This is a genomic window from Arthrobacter echini (genome assembly GCF_008107445.1).
GTDB classification, from domain to species: Bacteria; Actinomycetota; Actinomycetes; order Actinomycetales; family Micrococcaceae; genus Arthrobacter_D; species Arthrobacter_D echini_A.
Window position 1 is genome coordinate 307,723 of the sequence record NZ_VSLD01000001.1, and the last position, 21,877, is coordinate 329,599.

Sequence of the window (21,877 nt, forward strand, 5' to 3'; positions counted from 1 at the left end):
GCCCCTTTCCGCATCGACCTTCACCTGAGAAGGTAGCGGGATGACCCTGGACATCGCGGCCCTCCGCGCTCACTTCCCCGCCCTGCTCACCGGCACCGCACACTTCGACGGCCCCGGCGGAACACAGACCCCCACCATGGTGGGAGCCGCGATAGCCGATACCCTCACCGGGCCGCTGTCCATCCGCGGCTCCGGTACGGGATCGGAAACCAACGCCGAAGTGGCGGTCGGCGAATTCCGGGCAGCCATGGCCGATCTGCTGGGAGCGCACCCTCGCGGTGTCGTCTATGGGCGAAGCGCAACGCAGCTGACCTATGACTTCTCGCGCCACCTCGCCAAGACCTGGCAGCCAGGGGATGAGATCGTCGTCTCACGCCTGGACCATGACTCCAACATCCGCCCGTGGGTGCAAGCTGCCGCATCGGTCGGCGCCACCGTGCGCTGGATCGATTTCGACCCGGACACCACGGAGATCGACGACGCGTCCGTCGCAGCCGCGATAACAGAGCGCACGAAGCTGGTGGCAATCACCGCCGCGTCGAACCTGCTCGGCACCAAACCGCCGGTGCGCCGCATCGCCGAGGCCGCTCACGCGGTCGGCGCCCTGGTCTACGTGGACGGGGTGCACTACACCGCCCATGCGGCCGTCGATGTGACGGCGCTGGGAGCGGACTTCTTCGCCTGTTCGCCCTACAAGTTCCTCGGGCCCCACTGCGGTGTCCTCGTAGCCGACCCGGAACTGCTGGAGTCACTGCAGCCGGACAAGCTGCTGCCGTCCACGAACGAGGTGCCCGAGCGGTTCGAGTTCGGCACCCTCCCTTACGAGATCATGGCCGGAGCTACGGCGGCCGTGAATTTCCTCGCGGCGATCGCGCCCGGCGCCGGAACCGGCCGCCGTGCTCGCCTTCTTGCCTCCGCCCACGTGGTCGAGGAGCACGAGCTCGCAATGCGCTCCCGCATCGAGACAGGGCTGGCGGACCTCGGCCCCGCCGTCACGATGCACTCGAAGGCCCAGGATCGGACGCCGACACTGCTGGTGACCTTCCCGGGCCGGTCCTCCACGGACGCCTACCGGTTCCTCGTGGAACGGAACATCCTCGCGCCGGCCGGCTCGTTCTACGCCTACGAAGCCTTCCGTCGCCTCAATCTCGAGGACACCGCCGCACTGCGGATCGGCGTCGCGCCCTACACCGACGACGACGACGCCGACCGTCTCGTGGCCGCGCTCGGCGAGTTCGTTGCGTCGTAGTGCGGGGGTGAGGATCGTCGCGGTCCTACAGGTCGGCGAGCAGCCCGCCCGGGTTCTCCATCGCGTCCGCGACGAAGCGCAGGAAGCCACCGGCGGTGCCACCGTCGCAGACGCGGTGATCGAAGGCGAGCGTCAGTTCGGTGATCTTCCGCACCGCGAGCTGACCGTCCACCACCCAGGGCCGGTCCATGATCCGGCCCATGCCGAGGATCGCGGACTCCGGATAGTTGATGATCGCCGCGCTGCCGTCCACCCCGAACACGCCGTAGTTGTTGAGGGTAAAGGTGCCGGAGGACAGCTCCGAAGGCGTCGCCTTGCCCTCGCGCGCCAGGGCAGCGAGACGACGGATCTCGGCGTCGAGTGCGCGCGCCGACATGGTGTCCGCACGTCGGACGCTGGGCACCACGAGCCCGCGGTCGGTCTGCGCGGCGATGCCGAGATTCACGCCGTCCACACGGACGAGCTCCTGCGTGCCGTCGTCGGCGATGGCGATCCGGCTGTTCAGCTCGGGGTAGCGGGCCAGACCGGCGACGACGAAGCGCGCCACAAAGGCCAGGATGCCCGGCACGGCGTCGGGGGTGCGGCGCTTCATGCCCTCGCGCAGCTCCATCAGGGCCGTGACGTCCACGTCGACCCAGACGGTCGCCTCGGGGATCTCCCGCCTGCTGCGCGTCATGGCGTCGGCGATGGTCCGGCGGACCCCGCGCAGCGGTGTGCGCTCCAGGACGGCCAGACCGGATCGGGAATCCGCGACCGCATCGACGTCGGCGCTGGCCTGTGCCGCCTCCGGCGCTCCGGCGGCCGTGAGGGGTGGTGCCGCGCTCCCTGAGATCGCCGCGATGACGTCGCGGCGCAGGATCAGGCCCTGCTCCCCCGAGCCCGTCAGATCAGCAAGCCTCAGACCGTTCTCACGCGCGAGTCTGCGGACCAGCGGGGAGATGCAGATCGGAGCTCTCGCTCCTGGTCCCGCCACGGTCGATGCTGGGCGGGGCGACGGCGGGTCGGCGGGCGTGGAAGCCGCAGCCGGTGGGGCGGTGGGCGTCGCGGCGTTCGGCGTTGCGGCGGGCGGAGCCCCTGCATCCAGGCCGGCAGGCTTGGCGGCGGCCTTCCGCGGACGCGTGCGCCCCCCGGTCAGGCCGCCGGGGGTGCCGTACCCGATCAGCACGTTGCCCGAGCCCTCTGCGGCCACGGGTGATTCATCATTGTCCTGCGTCGCGGCAGCAGGCACCCCGGCCTCCTCGCGCACGGCGGCGGCAGCTGTGAGGAGGGCGGGGTCGCCAGCGGCGATCGACTCCTCCACATCATCAGATTCCTCCGAGCCTTCGGGCCGCACGGACAGGAACGGCGCTCCAACGTCGAGCACTTGTCCCGGCCTCCCATGCAGGACGGCGACGGTCCCCTCGAAGGGCGAGGGCACCTCCACCACGGACTTGGCTGTCTCCACCTCCGCGATGGGCTGGTCGACGGCGACGGCGTCGCCCTCGGCGACGAGCCAGGTCACCAGCTCCGCCTCGGTGAGGCCCTCCCCGAGGTCGGGGAGGGCGAAGACCAGGAGTTTCGCTGTCTCTGGAGCGGCGGTCATGTCAGTCCTCCCATTGCAGGGCGTCGACGGCGTCGAGGATGCGGTCCACGCTCGGCAGGTAGAAGTGCTCGAGCTTCGGTGACGGGAAGGGGATGTCGAACCCGGTCACGCGGAGCACCGGCGCGGCGAGCGAGTGGAAGCAGCGCTCCTGCACCCGCGCCACGATCTCGGAGGCCACCGAGGCGAAGCCCGGCGCCTCGGCCACGACCACGGCACGACCGGTGCGTCGGACGCTCTCGGTGACGGTCTCGTCGTCGAACGGGACGATCGAGCGCAGATCGATGACTTCGATCGAGCGTCCCTCCTCGGCGGCCGCAGCAGCAGCGGCGAGCGCCGTCGGCACCGACGGGCCGTAGCTGATGAGGGTCGCGTCGGTCCCGGCGCGGGCGACGACGGCGCGTCCGATGCGGCGCGGTGCCTCGCCGTCGTCGAACGTCCTGCGGAGCTCGGCGAGGTCGACCTCCTCCTTGGACCAGTACAGCTTCTTGGGTTCCAGGAACACCACGGGATCGGGCGAGGCGATGGCCTCGCGCAGCATGAAGTAGGCGTCGCGCACGGTCGCTGGAGCGAGGACCGTCAGACCGGGTGTGTGGGCGTAGTAGGCCTCTGACGAGTCGCAGTGGTGCTCCACCCCGCCGATCCCGCCGGCGTAGGGGATCCGGATGACGATCGGCAGGCGGACCTTGCCCTTGGTGCGGTTCGGCATCTTCGCCACGTGGCTGACCACCTGCTCGAAGGCCGGGTAGGCGAAGGCGTCGAACTGCATCTCGACCACGGGCCTCATGCCGTTCATCGCCATCCCCACGGCCATGCCCATGATGCCGGCCTCGGCGAGCGGCGTGTCGAAACACCGCTCCTCGCCGAACCGGGCGGTCAGCCCGTCCGTGATGCGGAAGACTCCGCCGAGTGGCCCCACGTCCTCGCCGAACATCAGCACGGCGGGATCAGCCTCCATGGCGTCGGCGAGGGCCGCGTTGAGCGCCATCGCGAAGGTCGAGGTGGTCGTGGCTGCACGGGCGGGGGTGGCGTCGGGCTGGCCGATACCGTCCGCGACGGGCGCTTCGGTGGTCTGCGTCATCGCTGGTTCTCCTTCGTCGCGCTCCCGGTCACAGCAGGATCCGCGGGAGCGGCGTCCCGGGCCAGTTCCTCGCGCAGCTGCTCCGCCTGCTCGCGCAACTGCGTGGTCTTCTCCGCGTAGACGTACTCGAAGAGATCGGCCGGGTTGACCTCGACGTCCGTGTTGAGTCCCTTGCGAATTGTCGCGGCGATGGTGTCGGCTGCTGCTGCGAGGTCGGTCTCCGCCTCGTCGGACAGCAGCTCGAGGCCCTTCAGATAAGTGCGCATGCGCACCAGCGGATCCTTCGGGATCCAGCGCTCGACGTCGTCGGCCGACCGGTAGCGCGTGGCGTCGTCGGCGTTCGTGTGGGCCTGCATCCGGTACGTGTGCGCCTCGACGAGGGAGGGGCCTCCGCCGTCACGCGCCCTGCTCACCGCGGAGCCGAGGACCGACAGCAGCGCAGCGAGATCGTTGCCGTCCACGCGCTCCCCCGGCATGCCGTAGCCGATCGCCTTGTGCGCGAGCGAGGGTGCCACGGTCTGGCTCGTGAGGGGCACGGAGATCGCGAACTCGTTGTTCTGGATGAAGAAGACCACGGGTACGTGGAAGACCGCCGCGAAGTTCAGGGCCTCGTGGAAATCGCCCTCGCTCGTCGCTCCGTCACCGCACATCGCGAGCACCACGGTGCTCTCGCCGCGCAGCTTCGCGGCATGCGCCACGCCCACCGCGTGCAGGAGCTGCGTCGCCAGCGGGGTGGCCTGGGTTGCGACCTTGTGCTCGTACGGGTCGTAGCCGCTGTGCCAGTCGCCGCGGAGCAGGGTGAAGACCTCGAGCGGATCGACCCCGCGGGTCACGACGGCGACCGTGTCGCGGTAGGTGGGGAAGAGCCAGTCCTCGTCGCCGAGCACGGTGGCGGCAGCGACCTGGCAGGCCTCCTGCCCGTGCGAGGACGGGTAGACCGCCATGCGGCCCTGACGGACCAGCGCGTTGGCCTGGTCATTGATGCGGCGGCCGGAGACGAGGCGGCCGTACGCGCCCAGGAGATCCTCACCGGAGGGTAATGGATAGCGGTCGTCGGGCGTGTGTCGTCCCTCGGGGTCCACCAGTTGCACCGGGTGCGCGGAGGGCAGCAACGCGCTGTCCGCCGTCGGCGTCCGCACGCCGTCCAATACGCTCTCGCGGCCTTCGTTCGTTGCCGTACTCATTCCGCCTCCATCACCGGCCGCTGCAGCGGCCTACGTGGCAGCGCCTGGCTCCGGCGCTGGATACTCTGTCAGACAAGTATGGCCAGGCGCAGGTTTTGTCGCCACGAACGGGTAGAATTCTGGATTGTATCGAGTACCAGAGGATATTCTGTAGACGAATTGTCACTGTGAGCTGGATTACGTGGGGAGATGTGGACGGGTGGGAACAGGAGATCTCGACGAGGTGGACCGGAACATCCTCGCGGAGTTGACGCGAGATGGCCGGCAGTCGGTGACGGCGGTGGCGGAGCGGGTGCACATCTCGCGGGCCCATGCGTACTCGCGTATCGCCAGACTGACCGAGGACGGCGTCCTGACGAAGTTCACGGCGATCATCGACCCCGCGAAAGCGGGCCTGCGGTCGTCGGCCTATGTCACGCTGAAGGTACGCCAGCATTCGTGGCGGGAGCTGCGGGACCAGCTGCGAAAAATCCCGGAGATCCACCACATAGCTTTGGTGGGCGGTGACTTCGATGTGATCCTGCTGGTCCGTGCCGAGGACAACGTGGGGCTCCGGCGCCTGATCTTCGATCAGCTGCAGTCGATGCCGGGCGTCCTCGATACCCAGACGTTCCTCGTGTTCGAGGATCTCGACACGAGATGAGGCGTCCGGCGCCGATGGGTCGTCAGTGGGTCGTCAGTGGCGGTTGGGAAGTCCGCCACCCCAGAGCGCGCCCGCGATGAGCGCCGCTCCTCATCCGTCCTCATGCTGTGGAGGATCGCCGATCTGAGGAAGGATCGTCGACCGGAAGGCCGCGGGAGAATTCTGCAGCGGAAGGACCACCTCGAAGCGCGTCTGGCCGGCCGCTGTCTCGGTCGCGACGATCGTACCGGAGTGCGCCCGGATGATCTCCCTGCTGATGGCCAGACCCAGTCCACTGCCGCCGCTCTCCCTGGTCCGGCTCGCGTCCAGGCGGACGAACCTGTCGAACACACGCTCACGGTCTGCTGCGGGAATCCTGTCGCCGTCGTTGTCGACGGTCAGGAGCACTGTCGGTCCAGCGGAGTCACGGGCGCGGTCGTCATCCGCCGGGAGGCTGGGAACCGAGGGTATGGACCCGATCCCGAGATCGATGGTGATGGCTGATGCGGCGTGCCGGTCCGCGTTGTTGAGGAGATTCCGGATGACCTGGGTGATGCGCTGGGGATCGGCGGTGATCCGCGTAGGTTCGATGCATGCATGGACGACGTACGGGGAGACTGTCTTCAGGCGGGCCAGCTCCTCGACGAGGAGATCGTCGAGGTCCACGTCCTGCATGACGAATCTCAGACCGGCGTCGTCGATCTTGGTCAGCGTCAGCAGGTCGTCGACGAGATATCCCATCCTGTTGGCCTGGGTCTGCAGCATGGTCGACGTCTCGCGCCAGGTGGTCGGGGAAGGATCCGCGGCGGCGATCTCCAGCCCGGTGGTGAGGGTGGCCAGGGGGCTGCGCAGTTCGTGGCTGGCATCGGTGACGAAGCGGCGCTGTGCCGCATCGGCACTCTCGAGCCGACCCAGCATGTCGTTCATGGTGATGGCCAGGCGCTCGATCTCGTCGCGGGTGGGAGGAATGTCCACCCGCTCGTCGAGGTGCTGGTGGGTGATACCGGCGACGGTTGTTCGGATGCGCTCCACAGGGCGCAGCGCGCGGCCGACGAGGAACCAGATGAGGGTTCCGGCCAGCGCGAGCAGGACCGGCACACCGCCGAGGAGCAACCAGCCGACGGTTGTGACGGCATCGCGTTCGATGGCAGTCGTGACGCCGACCACAACGACCTTGTCCCCGTCCGGGGTCCGGACGCCCTGGGCTGCGACGACGTAGTCGTCGAAGTCGAGAAGGCCCTTCAGTCCAGGGTCCCCGGAGGAGAAGAACTGCCCCGGGCCGAGGGGCCCGCCGCCGTAAAGAACGTCGTCGACGGATGCGTTCGTGGTCGCATTGATGGTTCCGTCCGGGTCGATGATCTGGGTCACCTGATTACCCGACATTCCGCCGCTGCGCACGGAATCGCCGAGGAGATCACCGGTGAGGTCCTCGGAGTCGTTCTCCCGGATCTGTTCGACCATGCTGTCGAGGTGTTGCACTGCCAGGTCCCGGGCGTTGTCGAGCAGCGATGACCGCAGGACCAGGAGCAACGCCACTCCGGCCAGTACGAGGACAATCGCCATGGTCGTGACGGCAGCGAGCACGGCTTGTCCTCGGACGCCCCAGCCCGAAAAACCACGCGAACTACGGCGACCGGTGCTCGCCCGTGTCCCTGGCTCCGGTGGTCCGTCGATGGAACGGTGGTCACCGCTCATCGGAGACCAGGCAGTACCCCATGCCCCGGACAGTGGTCAGAGTTGTCGTGTCGAACGGAAGATCCAGCTTCTTGCGGAGATAGCCGATGTACACCTCGACCACGTTGTCGCTTCCTTCGAAGGCCGCGTCCCAGACGTTGTCGAGGATCTCCGCTTTGGAGACCACCTGGTCGTGATGGCGCATCAGGTAGTGCACGATCGCGTACTCCTTCGGGGTCACCGGAACAGCCACTCCGCGACGCATCACCAGGCGTCGGACAGGATCCAGGACCAGCGACCCCACACTCAGGGCGACCGGCCGTTCCGGCGCCCCGCGGCGGATCAACGCCCGCAGGTGCGCCACCAGCACGATGAAGCTGAACGGTTTGGTGAGGTAGTCGTCGGCTCCCAGGTCGAAGGCGTCCGTCTGGTCGTACTCGCCGTCCTTCGCTGTCAACATGAGCACCGGAGTCCAGATCTTCGCCGCACGGATGTCCTTGAGGATCTGATAACCGTGCTTGCCTGGCAGCATGATGTCGAGGACCGCGACGTCGTAGGGGTTCTCCACGGCCATCCAGGCGCCGGTGATGCCGTCGTGCGCCACATCGACCACGAAGCCTTCGTTCGTCAGACCCCGCCGGACGGACTCGGCCAGATCTCTCTCGTCCTCGACCAGCAGCACGCGCATCAGGGGTTCCTTCCACCCTCGGGTGTTGCAATCGTAGCGAGGCCCGCCCGATACCGCCGGACAGATGCCATGACCCCGGCCAGCAGAACCGCCACCGCGCCGGACAGGGCGAGGGACGCCATGACGTCGGAGAGATAGTGCACGCCGAGATAGATTCGGGAGACCGCGACAAGTCCGGTGAACGCAGCGGCGAGCACGACGACGGGGATCCGCCAGCGGGTCCGCCACATCACCAGCGACACCGCGATGGCGAGGGATGCGGCGAACGCGGTGTGACCGGACGGATAGGAGGTCGGTCCGTGAGCGCCGGGCAGCAGGGAATCAGCCAGCAGCAGCTGATCGGGGCGTTCCCTTCCCACGATCGCCTTCATGACCGCTGTCGCAGCCCATCCACACGTAGTCATGCCGACGATGATCAGCCCGTTCGCCATGGAGCGGGTGAGTGCCGCGACACCACACGCCACGATGGCAAGGACGACCAGGGCAGACCACCCACGAAGCCCGGCATGGATCGCCAGCGCAACAGCATTTCCTGTTCCACTGTGGAGATGGCTGATGTTCTGCAGGAGGCGCAGATCGGCCGCGGCCAGGAAGAGATTCGTCCTCAGGATCAGGCCGGCACCCAGGACGAACACACCGACGAGCAGGGGACCCAGCACCCAGTGCCGCAGCAGGAAAGAGGGGTCACGGTGCCCGTGGGGCACCTCCGACCCGCGCGTGGAGTCCGGCGCTCGATCCCGCTGCGAGCCGTCCCGGTGCGGCGATGCCGTCACGGCACGTCGACGTCGCGACGAAGGGGCTCCGGGGCATCCTGGAGCTGCTCCTCGACGGACTGCGGAGGAAGTTGTCCTGATCTGTTCTTCCTGATGTGACGTGTGATCTCGACGGCTGTGGGAACGATGGACACGAGGACAATCACCACGGCGATGAGATCGACGTGGTCGGTGATGAAGGGTACTCCGCCCAGGAGTGAGCCGGCGACGGTCAGTCCGACGCCCCACAGGACCGCCCCGACCACATTCCACAGCAGGAAGGAGCGGTAGCGGTAGTGTGCCGTACCGGCCGCCAGCGGCACGAAGGTCCTCGCAAAAGGTACGAAGCGGGCCAGGACGAGCGATCGCCCTCCATACCGGGTGAAGAAGGATTCGGCGCCGGCAAGGTACCGAGTGTTCAGGACCCGGGCACCATCACTGAACCATCGTCGTCCGAAGCGGCGCCCCAACCAGTATCCCGTCTGGTCCCCCGCCACCGCAGCGCCCACGATGACCGCTATGAGGACGGGCAGCCCAAGGCCCAGCCGACCGTGGAGGAGACCCGCAGTGAAGATGAGGGAGTCTCCCGGCAGGAAGGGGAACAACGCCCCGGACTCCACGAAGACCACCGCGGCGACCACGAGCAGAACCCATCCTCCCGCGCTGTGGAGCAGCGCTGACGGGTCGGTCACCCCTCCCGGGACCAGACCGCCGGGTAGAGACATGGCCAGTGGTGACATCATGAGCTTTCCCTTGGTTCGTGCTGATGGAGTATGTGCCCTGCCTGTGGTGGTCGACCTGGCTCAGGAGTCGTCCACTTCCCCGTCGGCGCCGTCGTCGTTCTGTGACGCGGAGCCCCCCGTAGCATCGTCGGCCTCGGGACCCTCAGTGCCCTCGTCGTCGCCGGGCTCGGAGGCCAGGACGGTGGCGTTGCCTCCGTCGACCTTCACCTCGGTCACTGCTCCCGCTCCATCCTTGACGGTGACGTCGTAGACCAGGAAGCCGTCTTCGTCGCCGAGCACCGTGCTGACGATCGTGCTGTCCGGAACCGATGACGTAGCAGCGGCCTCCGCTGCGGCGGAGTCGATGGTTGCGAGCTCGGCGAGCTGTGCTTCTTCTTCGGCGTCGGGCACCTCGGTCGCCGACTCCGGGACCGGGATGGAACCTGCCACCTCCACCTCGTTCGCATCGTTCTGCTCGCCCTGCTCGTCCTGGGTTGCTCCCGGGGCGGCGGCGCCGGAGGAGTTGGCATTGGCTACGGCGATACCGCCCAGCGCGGTTCCGCCGGCCAGGACCAGACCCGCCACGGAGCCTACGATGGCCTTCTTCTTCTGAGTGGTGTTCATGGAGTTACTGCCTTTCGCTCACCTTGCGTGGACCCCTCCACCAGTGCTGATGTGGTGGTTCGCCGGGCCGGGCACCGTCTCCGGGTGCATGACACCACTCTCAGGCCTGGGCTCTTAGAGATTGCTGAGAGGACCTGTGCCGGGTCGGTACGGGGTCCACGGCCGTTGCCCACGTGGTGCCCCGTCGCGGTTCCTCCGTCTCGGCACTCTCAGCGTCGGTTCAAGCTGCGAGGCGCACACTGGGCCCTGGGAGCTACTTCCACGCCGGACCGATCCCCCTCGGTCCGGTCGCTCGAGGAGGACACCATGTACCGGACAGGACGCGAGCAACGTCGGGCGGGGCCGGAGGCGCGGCAGGTGTCGCAGCGGATAGGACATGGCCCCAGACAGGGTTGCGTGAGGCTGGATACGACGTCCGATTCGTCGGAGCTGGAGGTACCGGCTTCGTCGCCAGCAATGGCAGCGGAGCCCTCAACTACCCAGCAGCGCTCGCCGGGGGTCGTTGGGTCCTACCATGCACGGACCCGGCGCTGATCGGCGTGGAAGGCGGCGGTAACGACGCGACCCGGGGTGCGACCGACACGCAGATCGGCGGAGGAGCCGATGCGGTGATCTCGACGCTCACCCGAACGTATCCGACGTCGAAGATCGTCATGATCGGCACACTTGCCAGGGGATCCGCTGACGGAGGGGCGCGGCGCACGGCGGTGGACAAGGTTCTGGGCGCACATGCTGCCGACCATCAGGTGGCTTTCACCAGTGCGGGCGACTGGTTGACCCGCTACGGTGCGAGTCACCAGCTGCCGGACCGTGTGCATGTGACCCAGGCCGGCCATGATCTTCTCGCCGGCGTCCTGGCGCACCGGCTCATCACCTTGAACCTCACCTCGACGGACCTCATGCATCAGCACTGAAGGCGAGACCCCGTCCTGAAGGCAGGGCCGCTTCAGCCCGACTGCATCAAGGCAGTTCCACGGTGCGGCCGATGAGGATGGTGCGATCCATGGGCAGATCGTGGAACCGGATCGGATCGACCCCCCATCCGGCGATCCGGACGAAGAGCCGCTGTCGCCACCGCCGCACCGCTCCGGCCTCCGCGACACTCTCGTAGCTGGTGGTAATTGGAGCGTCGCCGCCGCGCAGTCCTCCACCTGGGTCGGATCGTCGCACACCGCCGTGACCGTCGCCGGGTCGGTGGGTTGAACCTCGGTGAAGAGGTACTCGAGCACCGCCAACGGACCCGCCGCCTGCGTGTTCAGTGCGGCGATCACAGGGCCGGCTGCACACGCCGCCACCAGGAGGGCGACCAGGACCCGCGCCTCCCTCCGGCTCACGGCGACGCGCGGCCGATAGCTGCGGCGGCCCAGCAGCAAGGGCCCCATGACCGCTCCGACCACCGCAGCGAACAGATTGAGCATGTCCTGGAAGGTTCCGCTGAACAGCGCCAGGAGGACGACGACGGTGAACAGGCTCACCCGCAGGCGCCGCCTCCACAGCGTTCCGAGCACTGCTGATCCAGCTGCTGCAGCACCGCACGCCAGGCCCGTCACCCCCATGAAGGACTCGGACACCAGGGCTGCCGTCCAGTCTCCGACCAAGACCCTCGTCGCGTGGATGAAGCCGACCGCCAGGAAGACCCCGACCACGTGTGCCGCCAGGGCAGCGAGCAGGAATCTGCTACTTCCCATCCGTCGTTCGAAGGCCCACCCCGTCAGGAGCACCGCGATGGTGGCCAGCAGATATCCGACGAGGGAATCCGCCCAAAGCAGGGCTGTTCCCACGGTCCACGGGCTCGACACGGCGGAGTCCACCGAGAGCCGGACGGTGTAGGCCAGGGCCTCGGGCGGCCCGGAGAGCAGACTTCCCGTCGTCACGCCCACGAGCCACAACGACGCCAGGTAGGCGGCCGTCACAGGCCGGGCAGCGATCGACCGACCGGTCATCCGGAGCCACCCGTGTGAAGCCATTCCTGGAGCCTCGCCTTCCACAACGGTCGGACCCGTGCCTGCGGTCGCAGGATAGCCGCTCAGCCTGAATGGATCCCCCACTCCCGACGTCCTCAGCAACCATTCAACCTCCACGGCCGATACTGGTCCAGCATCGGGTCGACCCGACCCTGCGTTCCCGGCCGGGGACGTCATGGGTGCAGTAGTCACCGGCGGACGTCGGAGGAAAGCCAGGAGGTCGACGTGCATCAGACTGAATCGATCAACCCCACGCCCGGACACACGGTGCGGGACGTGCTGAGCAAGGTCCCCGAGATAACGATTTGGTTCTGGATCATCAAGATCCTCTGCACTACGGTGGGCGAGAGCTTCGCCGACTACATCAACATGGCTCTCGGTGTGGGCCTGGTCGCGACCGCTGTCATCTTCAGCGTCATCACCGTCGTCGTGCTCACCGTCCAGATGCGACTCGACCGGTACCACCCGGGCGCCTACTGGCTGACCGTCGTGGTCATGAGCATCACCGGCACGCTCTACACCGACATCCTCACCGACCAAGCAGGTGTGCCGCTCTGGGTCAGTTCCGCGGTGTTCTCGGGTGCACTCGCGATCGTCTTCCTCATCTGGTTCACGAAGGAACACACGCTCTCGATCCACAGCATCACGAACACCCCGCGCGAGGCGTTCTACTGGCTCGCCGTGCTCACCACCTTCGCGCTCGGCACCGCCCTGGGCGACTGGACCCTGGAGCTCACGGGCTGGGGACCCGGGCTCTCGATCCTGCTACCCCTGACCCTCATCGGGATCATGGCGATACTCTGGCGCTTCGGCGCAGATCCGGTGCTCATCTTCTGGATCGCCTACATCCTCACCCGCCCCCTGGGCGCCAATATCGGCGACTGGCTCGGACTGCCGCCGGCAGAGGGAGGTCTCGGGCTCGGTACCTTCGCCACCAGCATCCTCTTCCTGGCCGCCATCCTCGCCACCGTGGTGTATCTCGGCATCAGCAGGGCAGATGTCGTGGAACGTCCACGGGATTCCCGAGCACTGAAGGCGGGCCCGGCACGGCCCCGGACGACTCTCGGCGTCCTGGTCGCCGTCGCCGTCGCCGTCGTGGGGCTGCTCGTCTACACGAACAGCCTCCCCCACACCAGCGCGCTGGCCGACGAGGGTTCGGCACCGACGTGCGGGGCTGATGCACCGGCTCTCACCCAGGCAGAAGCGCGGGCTGCAGCACAGGGCGCATACCCGGCGGAGAACCTCACGCAGTTCCGCACCATCGCCTCGGACACGCTCCACCTCGTCGCACAGGGCGACCAGGCAGCCGCCGCCGACCGCGCCACCGATCTCGAAACCGCCTGGGACGACAGCCAGGACGCGCTGACCGCCGCGGACTGCCGCGCGTGGACCTTCATCGACAACCAGATCGATCCCGTCCTCTCGTCCGTCCGCTCCGGAAACCCCGACGCAGCAACGGAGCAGGAAGCCCTCCAGAGTCTCCTCGGGACCCTGGGCGCGGGATGATCGGCCCCGGTGACGGGCTACGTCGGAGAACGGCGCGGGCGTGGAGGTGCGGAACGGGTCCTGCCGATTCTGAGAGTATTAAGCATGCCCTTGAGAAACGACCGCGATGTCGACGGTGAGACGGAGGCGGGCCCGCAGGGTGGTGTGCAGTCGGTGGATCGCGCCCTCGCGGTCCTGGAGATCCTGGCTCGCGACGGTGACGCCGGCGTGAGCAGCATCGCCCTCGAGATGAACATCCACAAGTCCACCGCCTCACGCCTGCTGGCCTCGCTCGTGAACAGGGAACTGGTTCATCAGGACAGCGAGCGCGGTAAGTACCGGCTCGGCTTCGGCATCCTACGGCTGGCCAGCTCCATCCCGGGGCGGCTGAGTCTGGTGAGGGAGGCCCGCCCCGTCCTGGAAGGATTGGCGGAGAAGTTCAAGGAGACGGTGAACCTGGCCGTGCTGCGCTCCGATTACGCCGTGAATCTCGATCAGGCCATGGGACCGTCCACGCTGGCCACCTACGACTGGGTGGGCAGCCTGACCCCCCTCCACGCGACGTCCAGCGGGAAGGTCCTGCTGGCCACGCTGCCCCCGGACGAGCGGGAGCGCCTGCTCACGGAGACCGGATTGCCGGCGCGTACGCCGCGGACCATCACCGATCGAGCCGAACTCGAGCGTCAGCTGATCAAGGTTGCCCGGGACGGATACGGGATTGTGAAGGAGGAGTTCGAGATCGGCTCGAATGCCGTAGCTGTACCGATCGTCAGCCACCTCGATCTCGTGATCGCCGCCATCAGCATCTCAGGACCGGCGTTCCGCTTCGATCCGGAGGCGATGCCGGAGCTGGTCGAGGAGCTCCGCCAGGCAGGACGGCGCATCAGCACCAGGATGGGACACGCGGACGCCTGAACGCTCCGTCAGGCCATCGTCCCTGCCCGGAATCAGGCGAGGACGACGACCAGCGGCACCCGGCTCAGGTGCGCAGCATGGCATCTCCCACCCGGGCCTGGACCCACTCGTGGAACGCGCTGATGTGGTGCTCGCTGGGCACCAGGACGCCGCCGTTGGCATAGACCCTCGAGCTCATGGCGGGCTGGCAGCGCTCGCAGGCGTCGAAGTCCTGCTGGTTGACGCGGTGGAACAACTCCACCGAGGCACTGACGTCCGTGCCGCTCTCCACGACGCTCGGCAGATAGAGCCAGTCGCACTCCACCACCGTGTAGTCGGCGGCCAGAGGGAACATGCGGTGGATGATCACGTGGTCCGGCACCAGGTTGACGAAGACAGTGGGATTGATGGTGATGGCGTAGTACCGACGATCCTGGTCCTCGTCGATGCCGGGAATGCGCTCCAACCCCTCGGAGCCGTCCACCGTGAAACCCTTGATGTCCCCGCCGAAGTCGGCGCCGTGGCCCACGAAGTACTGCGCAGCCAGACCGTCTGCGAACTCCGGCAGCACCTCCGTGAGCTCCGGATGGATGGTGGCGCAGTGGTAACACTCCATGAAGTTCTCGATGATCAGCTTCCAGTTCGCCTTCACCTCGTACCGGATGCGCCGGCCCACACTGAGATTGGCGACGTCGTAGCCCTCGATCGCCCTGGCGTCACCGAGCCGTTCCTCGATGGCCCCCATGACGTCCTCCTCGAAGGAGGGGGGCTCATCGGCGAGGCACACCCACACGTAACCGAGATACTCGCGGAGATGCACTTTGGCCAGACCGTAGTCGTCGCGGTCGATATCCGGCATCTTGGTGAGGTTGGGCGCCGCGATGAGCTTGCCGTCGAAGTCGTAGGTCCACGCGTGGTACGGGCACTGGAACGAACGCTTGGCCTCACCCTGCTCCTCCATGCACAGCCTGACGCCGCGGTGTCGGCAAACGTTGTAGAAGGCCCGGACACCGCCTTTCCGGTTGCGGCTGATCAGGACGCTCTCCCGGCCCACCTGGACCGTCCGCCAGGCACCGGGCTTGTCCAGGTCTGAGCTGCGGACGGCGCAGAACCACATCTGCTCGAAGATCTGCTCCTGCTCCGCCGCGAAGACTGCTGCGTCGACGTAGGTGTGACCGGGAAGGGTGGGGATCAGACTGGGGGTGGTTACCTCGACGGACAACTCATCCTCCTAACGGGTGGGTGGTGATGATCGTGCGGACTCGGGAGGGGTCATCAGGTGGAGCTGCGGTCGGAATGCGCACCCGATCCGATCAGTGAGGAGAGGCCCGCTCCGCTCCAGAGGTCCGCGAGCGACCGCGGTGCGCGTCCGGTTGGAGCAAGGACGGCGGAGTCCACCGGCACACGGGCGGGAAGAGATCGACGCCGCCGGGTGAACAGCTTGGGCTGGTTCATCCCGAGGACCGCGACCGGCACCTCTGCCCGGTAGTAGACGGCGAGGAAACTGCCCGATCCGACGTCGCCCGCCTCGATCTCCAGACGGTCGTACCCGGCGACATCACCGGCGAACTGCAGCTTGACCCCGTACTGGTCGGACCAGAAGTAGTGGGGCGTGGTGGGTCCCTGCGGTGCCCCGGGGTCCAGGAGCACCTCCACGGCGAGCGCGGCGCGCTCGAAGGCCCCCGTCCAGTGCTCGGCCCGGCGGTGGCGTCCGGTCTCCGGGTCGAACCAGGCGGCGCAGTCCCCGACGGCGACGACCCCGGGAATGCCCGTACGGCCCATGGCATCACACAGGACCCCCCGATCGAGGGACAATCCGGACGACTCGAGCCACTCGGTGTTCGGCTCGGATCCGATACCGACCACGACGGTATCGGCGACGACGGAGCGCCCGCCCTGCAGCCGAACGGTCGTGACCCCGGACCCACTGCTCCCGAAGCTCTCGATCACTGCGGACGAGATCAGCTCCACTCCGTGGGAGGCATGGAGCCCCGCCATGACAGACCCCATCTCGGGGCCCAGCTGGGCCTGGAACGGGATGGGCTTGGTGTCGATAATCGTGACCTGCATGCCGCGCTGGACCGCCACCGAGGCGACTTCCGCGCCGATGAATCCGGCGCCGATCACCGTCAGCCTGCCGCCCGGTCGAAGGGCGGGCGCGAGGCGCTGTGCGTCGGGGAGGCTTCGCAGAGTGTGGACATTGGCGAGACCCGAGAGTGCCGGCAGGCTGCGTGCACGGGCGCCTGTGGCGATGACGATGCCGTCCGCCGTCAGTGCCCGCCCGTTCTCGAGCAGCAGTGTCCGCGACGATGTATCGAGGGCCACGGCGGCCGTCCCGAGGATCCACTCGGCGTCCAGTTCGTGCGGATCCGACTCCAGCAGCAGGTCCTCCGCCTGCACACGGCCGAGGAGGAAATCCTTCGACAGGGGTGGGCGGTCGTAGGGCCGGTGGTGCTCGTCGCCGATCATGATGAGCCGTCCGGAGAATCCCCGGGCTCGTGCCGCCCTGGCCGCCGACAGACCGGCAAGAGATGCTCCTACAACCGCAAGGGTTTCCATCTACACAACCTCTTCATACTGCTTCTTCAGCAACACTCATCGCTATATGCAACAGCGTGGACGACACAGCAGATTGCGTCAACCTCTTTCCTCAGGCTGGACGCACCTGCGGAGCGGGGACGGAAGGCCCTTGACAAGCAGGCCATGGCTGCCAGACTTGTTGCTCATCGTGCGTTATGTTGTCCACAGCGAGACTGCATCGTACGAAGAGTGGATGTGGCACAGTCTCCGTCCACGCAACCGCTCAGGAGAGTGTTGCGGATCACCGACCTGAAGACCCTGGAAGAAGAGGTCATCCCCATGCACAAGGCCTGCCCACTCAGCGAACTGGCACCCGGTGACTCCCTGCGGTTGGACACCTCACCCCCTATCGCCGTCTTCCATACGGAGGACGGCGAGCTCTTCGCCCTCGACGACACCTGTACTCACCAGGACGCCTCCCTGGCCGACGGGTGGGTGGAGGATTGCTGGGTCGAGTGCCCGCTCCATGCCTCGAAGTTCGATCTCCGTACCGGCGGGGTCGACGCGCCTCCCGCGAAACTCCCGGTCCGCGCCCACCGGGTCACGGTGGTCGACGGCGACATCATGGTCGAGGAGTCGACGGCAGAACCCAATCTCCCACCGGGCGTGCGGGCGGAAAGTACCACTTGATCACCCCATGTCACATCGTCGTCCTCCGCTGACGCGGACCCAGGAGCCTCGCCCATGAGAACATCACCACGCGTCGTCATCATCGGTGCCGGCATCGTCGGCACCAACCTCGCCGACGAGCTCACCGACCGCGGATGGACCGACATCACCGTCGTGGAGCAGGGACCGCTGGAGCTGGCGGGCGGCTCCACCTCGCATGCTCCGGGCCTGGTCTTCCAGACCAACCCCTCGAAAGCCATGACCGAGTTCGCCACCTACACGGTGGACAAGCTGCTCTCCCTCAGCGCCGACGGCATCTCCTGCTACAACCAGGTGGGCGGTCTGGAGATCGCCACCACCCCCGCCCGGCTCGAGGACCTGAAGCGCCGGCTGGGCTTCGCCACCTCCTGGGGCCTCGAGGGTCGGTTGATCGACGCCGACGAGTGCGAGAAGAAGTACCCCCTGCTGTCGACGTCGTCCCTCGGTGACGGTCGCCGGGTCCTCGGGGGCCTGTTCGTCCCCTCGGACGGACTCGCGTCGGCCGCACGTGCCACCCAGCTGCTGATCCGCAGAACCCGGTCGGCCGGAGTGGAGTACCGCGGGTCCACCACGGTCACCGGCATCACGCGGGCGGGGAGCAGGGTCACGGGCGTGGAGACCTCGTCGGGGGCCATCCCGGCCGACATCGTGGTCTCCTGCGCCGGATTCTGGGGTCGTGAGCTGGGCCGCCTGGCGGGACTGTCGGTGCCGCTGCTGCCCCTGGCCCACCAGTACGTCACCACCACTCCGCTCCGTGAGCTGCGCGGCGTGAACGAGATGCCCAATGGCGCCGGCCGTCCGATCCTCCGCTACCAGGACCGGGATCTGTACTTCCGCGAGCACGGGGACCGGATGGGTATCGGCAGCTACGCGCACCGGCCCCTGCCGGTGGACATGGACGCGCTGCCCCGGATCGGCGCGGACGAGATGTCGGACCACCGGATGCCCTCGCGCCTCGACTTCACGGAGGAGGACTTCGCTCCCTCGTGGGCGGACGGCCAGGAGCTGCTGCCCGCCCTGCGCTCGACGCGGATCGAGGACGGCTTCAACGGCATCTTCTCCTTCACGCCCGACGGCGGTCCGCTCATGGGCGAATCCCCCGACCTCGAGGGCCTCTTCGTCGCCGAGGCCGTCTGGGTGACGCACTCGGCCGGCGTCGCCAGGGCGATGGCCGAACTGCTGGTCGAGGGGCGGTCCCGCACCGATCTGAGTGGCTGCGAGCTCACGCGCTTCGAGGAGGTGCAGACGTCCGACGCCTATGTCAGTGTGGCGTCGCAGCAGAACTTCGTGGAGATCTACGACATCCTGCACCCGCTCCAGCCCAGGGTGTCCCCGCGCGACCTGCGCGTCAGCCCCTTCAACATCCGGCAGCGGGAACTCGGCGCGGTGTTCCTCGAAGCGGCGGCGTGGGAGCGCCCACACTGGTTCGAGGCCAACAGGGTGCTGCTGGAGGAACTCCCCGAGGAGTGGCGGCCGCCGGAGCGCGACGCATGGTCCGCACTGTTCTCCTCCCCGATCTCGGCGGCGGAGGCCTGGAAGACACGTACCGCCGTCGGGCTCTACGACATGACGCCGCTCAAACGCCTTTCGGTCACCGGTCCCGGAGCCGAGACGCTGCTGCACCGGCTCAGCACCGGCAACATCACCAAGAAGCCCGGTGCCGTGACGTACTGCCTGCTCCTGGCGGGCGACGGCGGCATCCGCAGCGATGTGACAGTGGCCCGCCTGGCGGCGGAGGACTTCCAGCTCGGGGTCAACAGCAACGTGGACTTCGACTACCTCCGGGTGCAGGCCCGGCACCAGTCCGCCGCTGATCCTGCCCAGTGGGTGCAGGTCACCGACATCACCGGCAGCACCTGCTGCATCGGGCTGTGGGGACCACTCGCACGGGAAGTGATCGGCGAGGTCAGCAGCGACGACCTCAGCAACGACGCGCTGAAATACTTCCGCACCAAGCAGATCTCGGTGGGCGGCATACCGGTCACGGCGATGCGGCTCTCCTATGTGGGCGAACTCGGCTGGGAGCTGTACACCACGGCCGACTACGGCCTGAGGCTGTGGGACCTCCTGTTCGAGGCCGGCCGGAAATACGGGATCATCGCGGCCGGGCGCGGGGCCTTCAACAGCATGCGGATCGAGAAGGGCTACAGGCTGTGGGGCACGGACATGACCTCGGAGCACCGCCCGCACGAAGCCGGTGTCGGTTTCTCCATCGCCCGGGACAAGACGGGTTTCGTGGGCGCGGAGGCCCTGTCCACCCCGGCAGAGGCCTCCATGGCTCGGACGCTGCGGTGCCTGACGATCGACGACGGCACGTCCATGGTCCTGGGCAAAGAGCCCGTGTTCGTCGACGACGAGACTGCCGGGTACGTCACCAGTGCCGCCTACGGCTACACGGTCCGGACACCGATCGCCTATGCCTGGCTCGCGGATTCCATCGGGATGGGAGACTCCGTGGAGATCGAGTACTTCGGCCGCCGCATTCCCGCAACGGTGACGGCCGAGCCACTCTTCGATCCGGGAATGGAGAGACTGCGCGGCTGAATGATGAGGGAATACTAGCGGGGGAAGAAGGCATGTTCCTCCCCGATATCGGTTCCGAGAATGTGGTCTTCGGTCTGGAGGAGCTCTGTTAGTGTTTGCCCATGCAATCCGAGATTCCGGTGGGTACCGGGAGTAAAACCGATGATCCGACTACCCGGAAATTCCTCGGACATCCGCTGGGGCTGTTGAATCTTGCGGGCGTCGAGATGTGGGAGCGATTCAGCTTCTACGGTCTTCAAGCCATCCTCCTCTATTACCTGTACTACTCGGTGGGCGATGACGGATTGGGGCTGTCGGAGATCGCCGCGGCATCGATCGTGGGCGCCTACGGTGGCATGGTCTATCTGTCCGGCGTCCTGGGCGCCTGGGTGGCCGATCGGCTGCTGGGGGCGGAACGCGCCCTGGTCCTCTCGGCCGTCGTCATCATGCTGGGGCACCTGTCACTCGCACTGGTCCCCGGCGTCCTGGGGTTGGGGGTGGGGCTGATCCTGATCGCTGCCGGGTCAGGTCCGCTCTCGGCGACCACCAGCTCCATCCTCGGGGACATGTACGACCTGCGCGACGAACGCCGGGATGCCGGCTTCTCCATCTATTACATCGGCGTCAACATCGGCGCCTTCGTGGGCCCCCTGGTCACCGGTGCCCTCTGGGGCATGAAGGGCTTCCACTGGGGATTCGGCGCGGCCGCGATCGGCATGGCACTGGGCCTGGCCCAGTACGTGCTGCTGCGGCGATCCACCATCGGCGGCACGGGTCGCGAGGTCCTGAATCCGTTGAGCCCGCGTGGCCGGGCGCGCTTCGGAGCCATCGTCGCCGCGGTCGTTTCCCTCGTCGTCGTCCTGACCCTCCTCGGGGTGATCACGGTGGGTCGACTCTCGGGCATCGTGACCGTGCTGACCCTGGCGGTCGCCGTCGCCCTGTTCGCCGTGATGCTCACCAGCCCCTCCCTGAGCAGGGTGGAACACGGCAGAGTGGTCGCCTTCATCCCCATGTTCATCGCTTCCTCGGTCTTCTGGTCCATGTACCAGCAGCTGTTCACGGTCCTCGCCCTCTACGCCGACAAGAGGCTCGACCTGTCGGTATTCGGCCTGGAGATCCCGCCGAGCTGGGTCCAATCGATCCCGCCGATCTTCGTCATCGTCTTCGCGAGCGTCTTCGCCGCGATGTGGACGAAACTCGGGTCCCGACAGCCAGCCACCCCCGTGAAATTCGCGCTGGGTGCCCTGGTGATCGGCGCCGCCTTCCTCCTGTTCCTGCCCTACGCCAACGGTGGGCCGGGGAGCACGCCGCTGCTGTGGCTGGTCCTGATCATGTTCTTCTTCGTGATGGCGGAGCTGCTGATCTCACCCGTGGGGCAGTCCCTGTCCACGAAGGTGGCTCCCGAGGCCTTCCGGACCCAGATGGTGGCCATGTGGTTCGTCTCGATCGCCGTCGGCACCTCTGCAGCCGGCTGGCTGGCCGGCTTCTACGACGTGAGCAACGAGGTGCCCTATTTCCTCTCCCTGGGCGGGGCGGCCGTGGCCGTGGGCGTCATCCTGCTGCTGCTCCGCAGGTGGATCGGCAGCAGGATGGACGGCGTCCGATAGC

20 protein-coding genes are annotated in these 21,877 nt (G+C 67.4%); 9 read left to right on the plus strand and 11 right to left on the minus strand.

All coding sequences use genetic code 11. The annotated features are described in order from the left end of the window. The first annotated feature begins 40 nt into the window (after nt 1-40). Complete coding sequence (locus tag FQ377_RS01470; RefSeq protein ID WP_148599469.1) at nt 41-1,249, plus strand: cysteine desulfurase-like protein; 1,209 nt, start codon at nt 41-43, stop codon at nt 1,247-1,249. A 25-nt stretch (nt 1,250-1,274) separates the two neighbouring features. On the opposite strand, the gene FQ377_RS01475 is transcribed toward FQ377_RS01470, so the two are convergent. The 3 genes from FQ377_RS01475 to FQ377_RS01485 form a co-directional block, all read right to left on the minus strand. Beyond that, on the minus strand, nt 1,275-2,831 hold the full coding sequence (locus FQ377_RS01475) for a dihydrolipoamide acetyltransferase family protein (RefSeq protein ID WP_148599470.1): 1,557 nt from the start codon (nt 2,829-2,831) through the stop codon (nt 1,275-1,277). Nucleotide 2,832: 1 nt separating this feature from the next. After that, on the minus strand, nt 2,833-3,816 hold the full coding sequence (locus FQ377_RS01480) for an alpha-ketoacid dehydrogenase subunit beta (RefSeq protein ID WP_316245912.1): 984 nt from the start codon (nt 3,814-3,816) through the stop codon (nt 2,833-2,835). An 89-nt stretch (nt 3,817-3,905) separates the two neighbouring features. Further along, the gene (locus FQ377_RS01485) at nt 3,906-5,093 is read right to left on the minus strand and encodes a thiamine pyrophosphate-dependent dehydrogenase E1 component subunit alpha (protein ID WP_148599472.1); all 1,188 of its coding nucleotides are present in this window, start codon (nt 5,091-5,093) and stop codon (nt 3,906-3,908) included. A 199-nt stretch (nt 5,094-5,292) separates the two neighbouring features. Here FQ377_RS01485 and FQ377_RS01490 point away from each other — a divergent pair, with 199 nt between their 5' ends. Beyond that, the gene (locus tag FQ377_RS01490; protein ID WP_262364202.1) at nt 5,293-5,736 is read left to right on the plus strand and encodes an Lrp/AsnC family transcriptional regulator; all 444 of its coding nucleotides are present in this window, start codon (nt 5,293-5,295) and stop codon (nt 5,734-5,736) included. Between the two features lie 90 nt (nt 5,737-5,826). On the opposite strand, the gene FQ377_RS01495 is transcribed toward FQ377_RS01490, so the two are convergent. From FQ377_RS01495 to FQ377_RS01515, 5 genes are all read right to left on the minus strand, one after another. After that, nucleotides 5,827-7,299: a sensor histidine kinase gene (locus tag FQ377_RS01495; RefSeq protein WP_187393214.1), complete on the minus strand. Its 1,473-nt coding sequence runs from the start codon at nt 7,297-7,299 to the stop codon at nt 5,827-5,829. 100 nt (nt 7,300-7,399) lie between these two features. Further along, nucleotides 7,400-8,077 (minus strand): response regulator transcription factor, encoded by a 678-nt coding sequence (locus FQ377_RS01500; protein ID WP_148599475.1) that lies wholly within the window; start codon nt 8,075-8,077, stop codon nt 7,400-7,402. Further along, nucleotides 8,077-8,850, minus strand: a complete 774-nt coding sequence (locus FQ377_RS01505; RefSeq protein WP_187393215.1) for a phosphatase PAP2 family protein — start codon at nt 8,848-8,850, stop codon at nt 8,077-8,079. Before FQ377_RS01505 ends, FQ377_RS01500 begins: the two co-directional genes overlap by 1 nt. Continuing rightward, nucleotides 8,847-9,572: a DedA family protein gene (locus FQ377_RS01510; RefSeq protein ID WP_148599477.1), complete on the minus strand. Its 726-nt coding sequence runs from the start codon at nt 9,570-9,572 to the stop codon at nt 8,847-8,849. The genes FQ377_RS01505 and FQ377_RS01510 overlap by 4 nt, the downstream gene beginning before the upstream one ends. 60 nt (nt 9,573-9,632) lie before the next feature. Continuing rightward, nucleotides 9,633-10,175, minus strand: coding sequence for a PepSY domain-containing protein (locus FQ377_RS01515; RefSeq protein ID WP_148599478.1), 543 nt, complete (start codon nt 10,173-10,175; stop codon nt 9,633-9,635). A 176-nt stretch (nt 10,176-10,351) separates the two neighbouring features. On the opposite strand from FQ377_RS01515, the gene FQ377_RS15255 reads away from it, so the two are divergent. Beyond that, entirely contained in the window at nt 10,352-11,089 is a 738-nt protein-coding gene (locus FQ377_RS15255; RefSeq protein WP_395858460.1) for an SGNH/GDSL hydrolase family protein, read from the plus strand. A 46-nt stretch (nt 11,090-11,135) separates the two neighbouring features. Here the strand turns inward: FQ377_RS15255 and FQ377_RS15260 are convergent, their stop codons facing one another. Then, nucleotides 11,136-11,258: a hypothetical protein gene (locus tag FQ377_RS15260; protein WP_395858451.1), complete on the minus strand. Its 123-nt coding sequence runs from the start codon at nt 11,256-11,258 to the stop codon at nt 11,136-11,138. 297 nt (nt 11,259-11,555) lie between these two features. On the opposite strand from FQ377_RS15260, the gene FQ377_RS15265 reads away from it, so the two are divergent. The 3 genes from FQ377_RS15265 to FQ377_RS01530 all read left to right on the plus strand — a co-directional run bounded on the left by FQ377_RS15265 (nt 11,556) and on the right by FQ377_RS01530 (nt 14,539). Beyond that, entirely contained in the window at nt 11,556-12,005 is a 450-nt protein-coding gene (locus tag FQ377_RS15265; RefSeq protein WP_187393217.1) for a hypothetical protein, read from the plus strand. Nucleotides 12,006-12,364: 359 nt separating this feature from the next. Then, nucleotides 12,365-13,645 (plus strand): COG4705 family protein, encoded by a 1,281-nt coding sequence (locus FQ377_RS01525; RefSeq protein WP_262364204.1) that lies wholly within the window; start codon nt 12,365-12,367, stop codon nt 13,643-13,645. A gap of 84 nt (nt 13,646-13,729) precedes the next feature. Continuing rightward, nucleotides 13,730-14,539: an IclR family transcriptional regulator gene (locus FQ377_RS01530; RefSeq protein ID WP_148599479.1), complete on the plus strand. Its 810-nt coding sequence runs from the start codon at nt 13,730-13,732 to the stop codon at nt 14,537-14,539. Between the two features lie 64 nt (nt 14,540-14,603). Here the strand turns inward: FQ377_RS01530 and FQ377_RS01535 are convergent, their stop codons facing one another. Together FQ377_RS01535 and FQ377_RS01540 are read right to left on the minus strand one after the other, a co-directional pair. Then, on the minus strand, nt 14,604-15,740 hold the full coding sequence (locus FQ377_RS01535; RefSeq protein WP_148599480.1) for an aromatic ring-hydroxylating oxygenase subunit alpha: 1,137 nt from the start codon (nt 15,738-15,740) through the stop codon (nt 14,604-14,606). Nucleotides 15,741-15,793: 53 nt separating this feature from the next. After that, nucleotides 15,794-17,077, minus strand: coding sequence for an NAD(P)/FAD-dependent oxidoreductase (locus tag FQ377_RS01540; protein ID WP_148599481.1), 1,284 nt, complete (start codon nt 17,075-17,077; stop codon nt 15,794-15,796). A 300-nt stretch (nt 17,078-17,377) separates the two neighbouring features. On the opposite strand from FQ377_RS01540, the gene FQ377_RS01545 reads away from it, so the two are divergent. The 3 genes from FQ377_RS01545 (at nt 17,378) to FQ377_RS01555 (ending at nt 21,876) form a co-directional block, all read left to right on the plus strand. Continuing rightward, nucleotides 17,378-17,728 (plus strand): bifunctional 3-phenylpropionate/cinnamic acid dioxygenase ferredoxin subunit, encoded by a 351-nt coding sequence (locus FQ377_RS01545; protein WP_148600038.1) that lies wholly within the window; start codon nt 17,378-17,380, stop codon nt 17,726-17,728. Between the two features lie 54 nt (nt 17,729-17,782). Continuing rightward, the gene (locus FQ377_RS01550; protein ID WP_148599482.1) at nt 17,783-20,290 is read left to right on the plus strand and encodes a GcvT family protein; all 2,508 of its coding nucleotides are present in this window, start codon (nt 17,783-17,785) and stop codon (nt 20,288-20,290) included. 101 nt (nt 20,291-20,391) lie between these two features. Next, entirely contained in the window at nt 20,392-21,876 is a 1,485-nt protein-coding gene (locus FQ377_RS01555; RefSeq protein WP_148599483.1) for a peptide MFS transporter, read from the plus strand. The last annotated feature ends 1 nt before the right edge of the window (nt 21,877 follow it).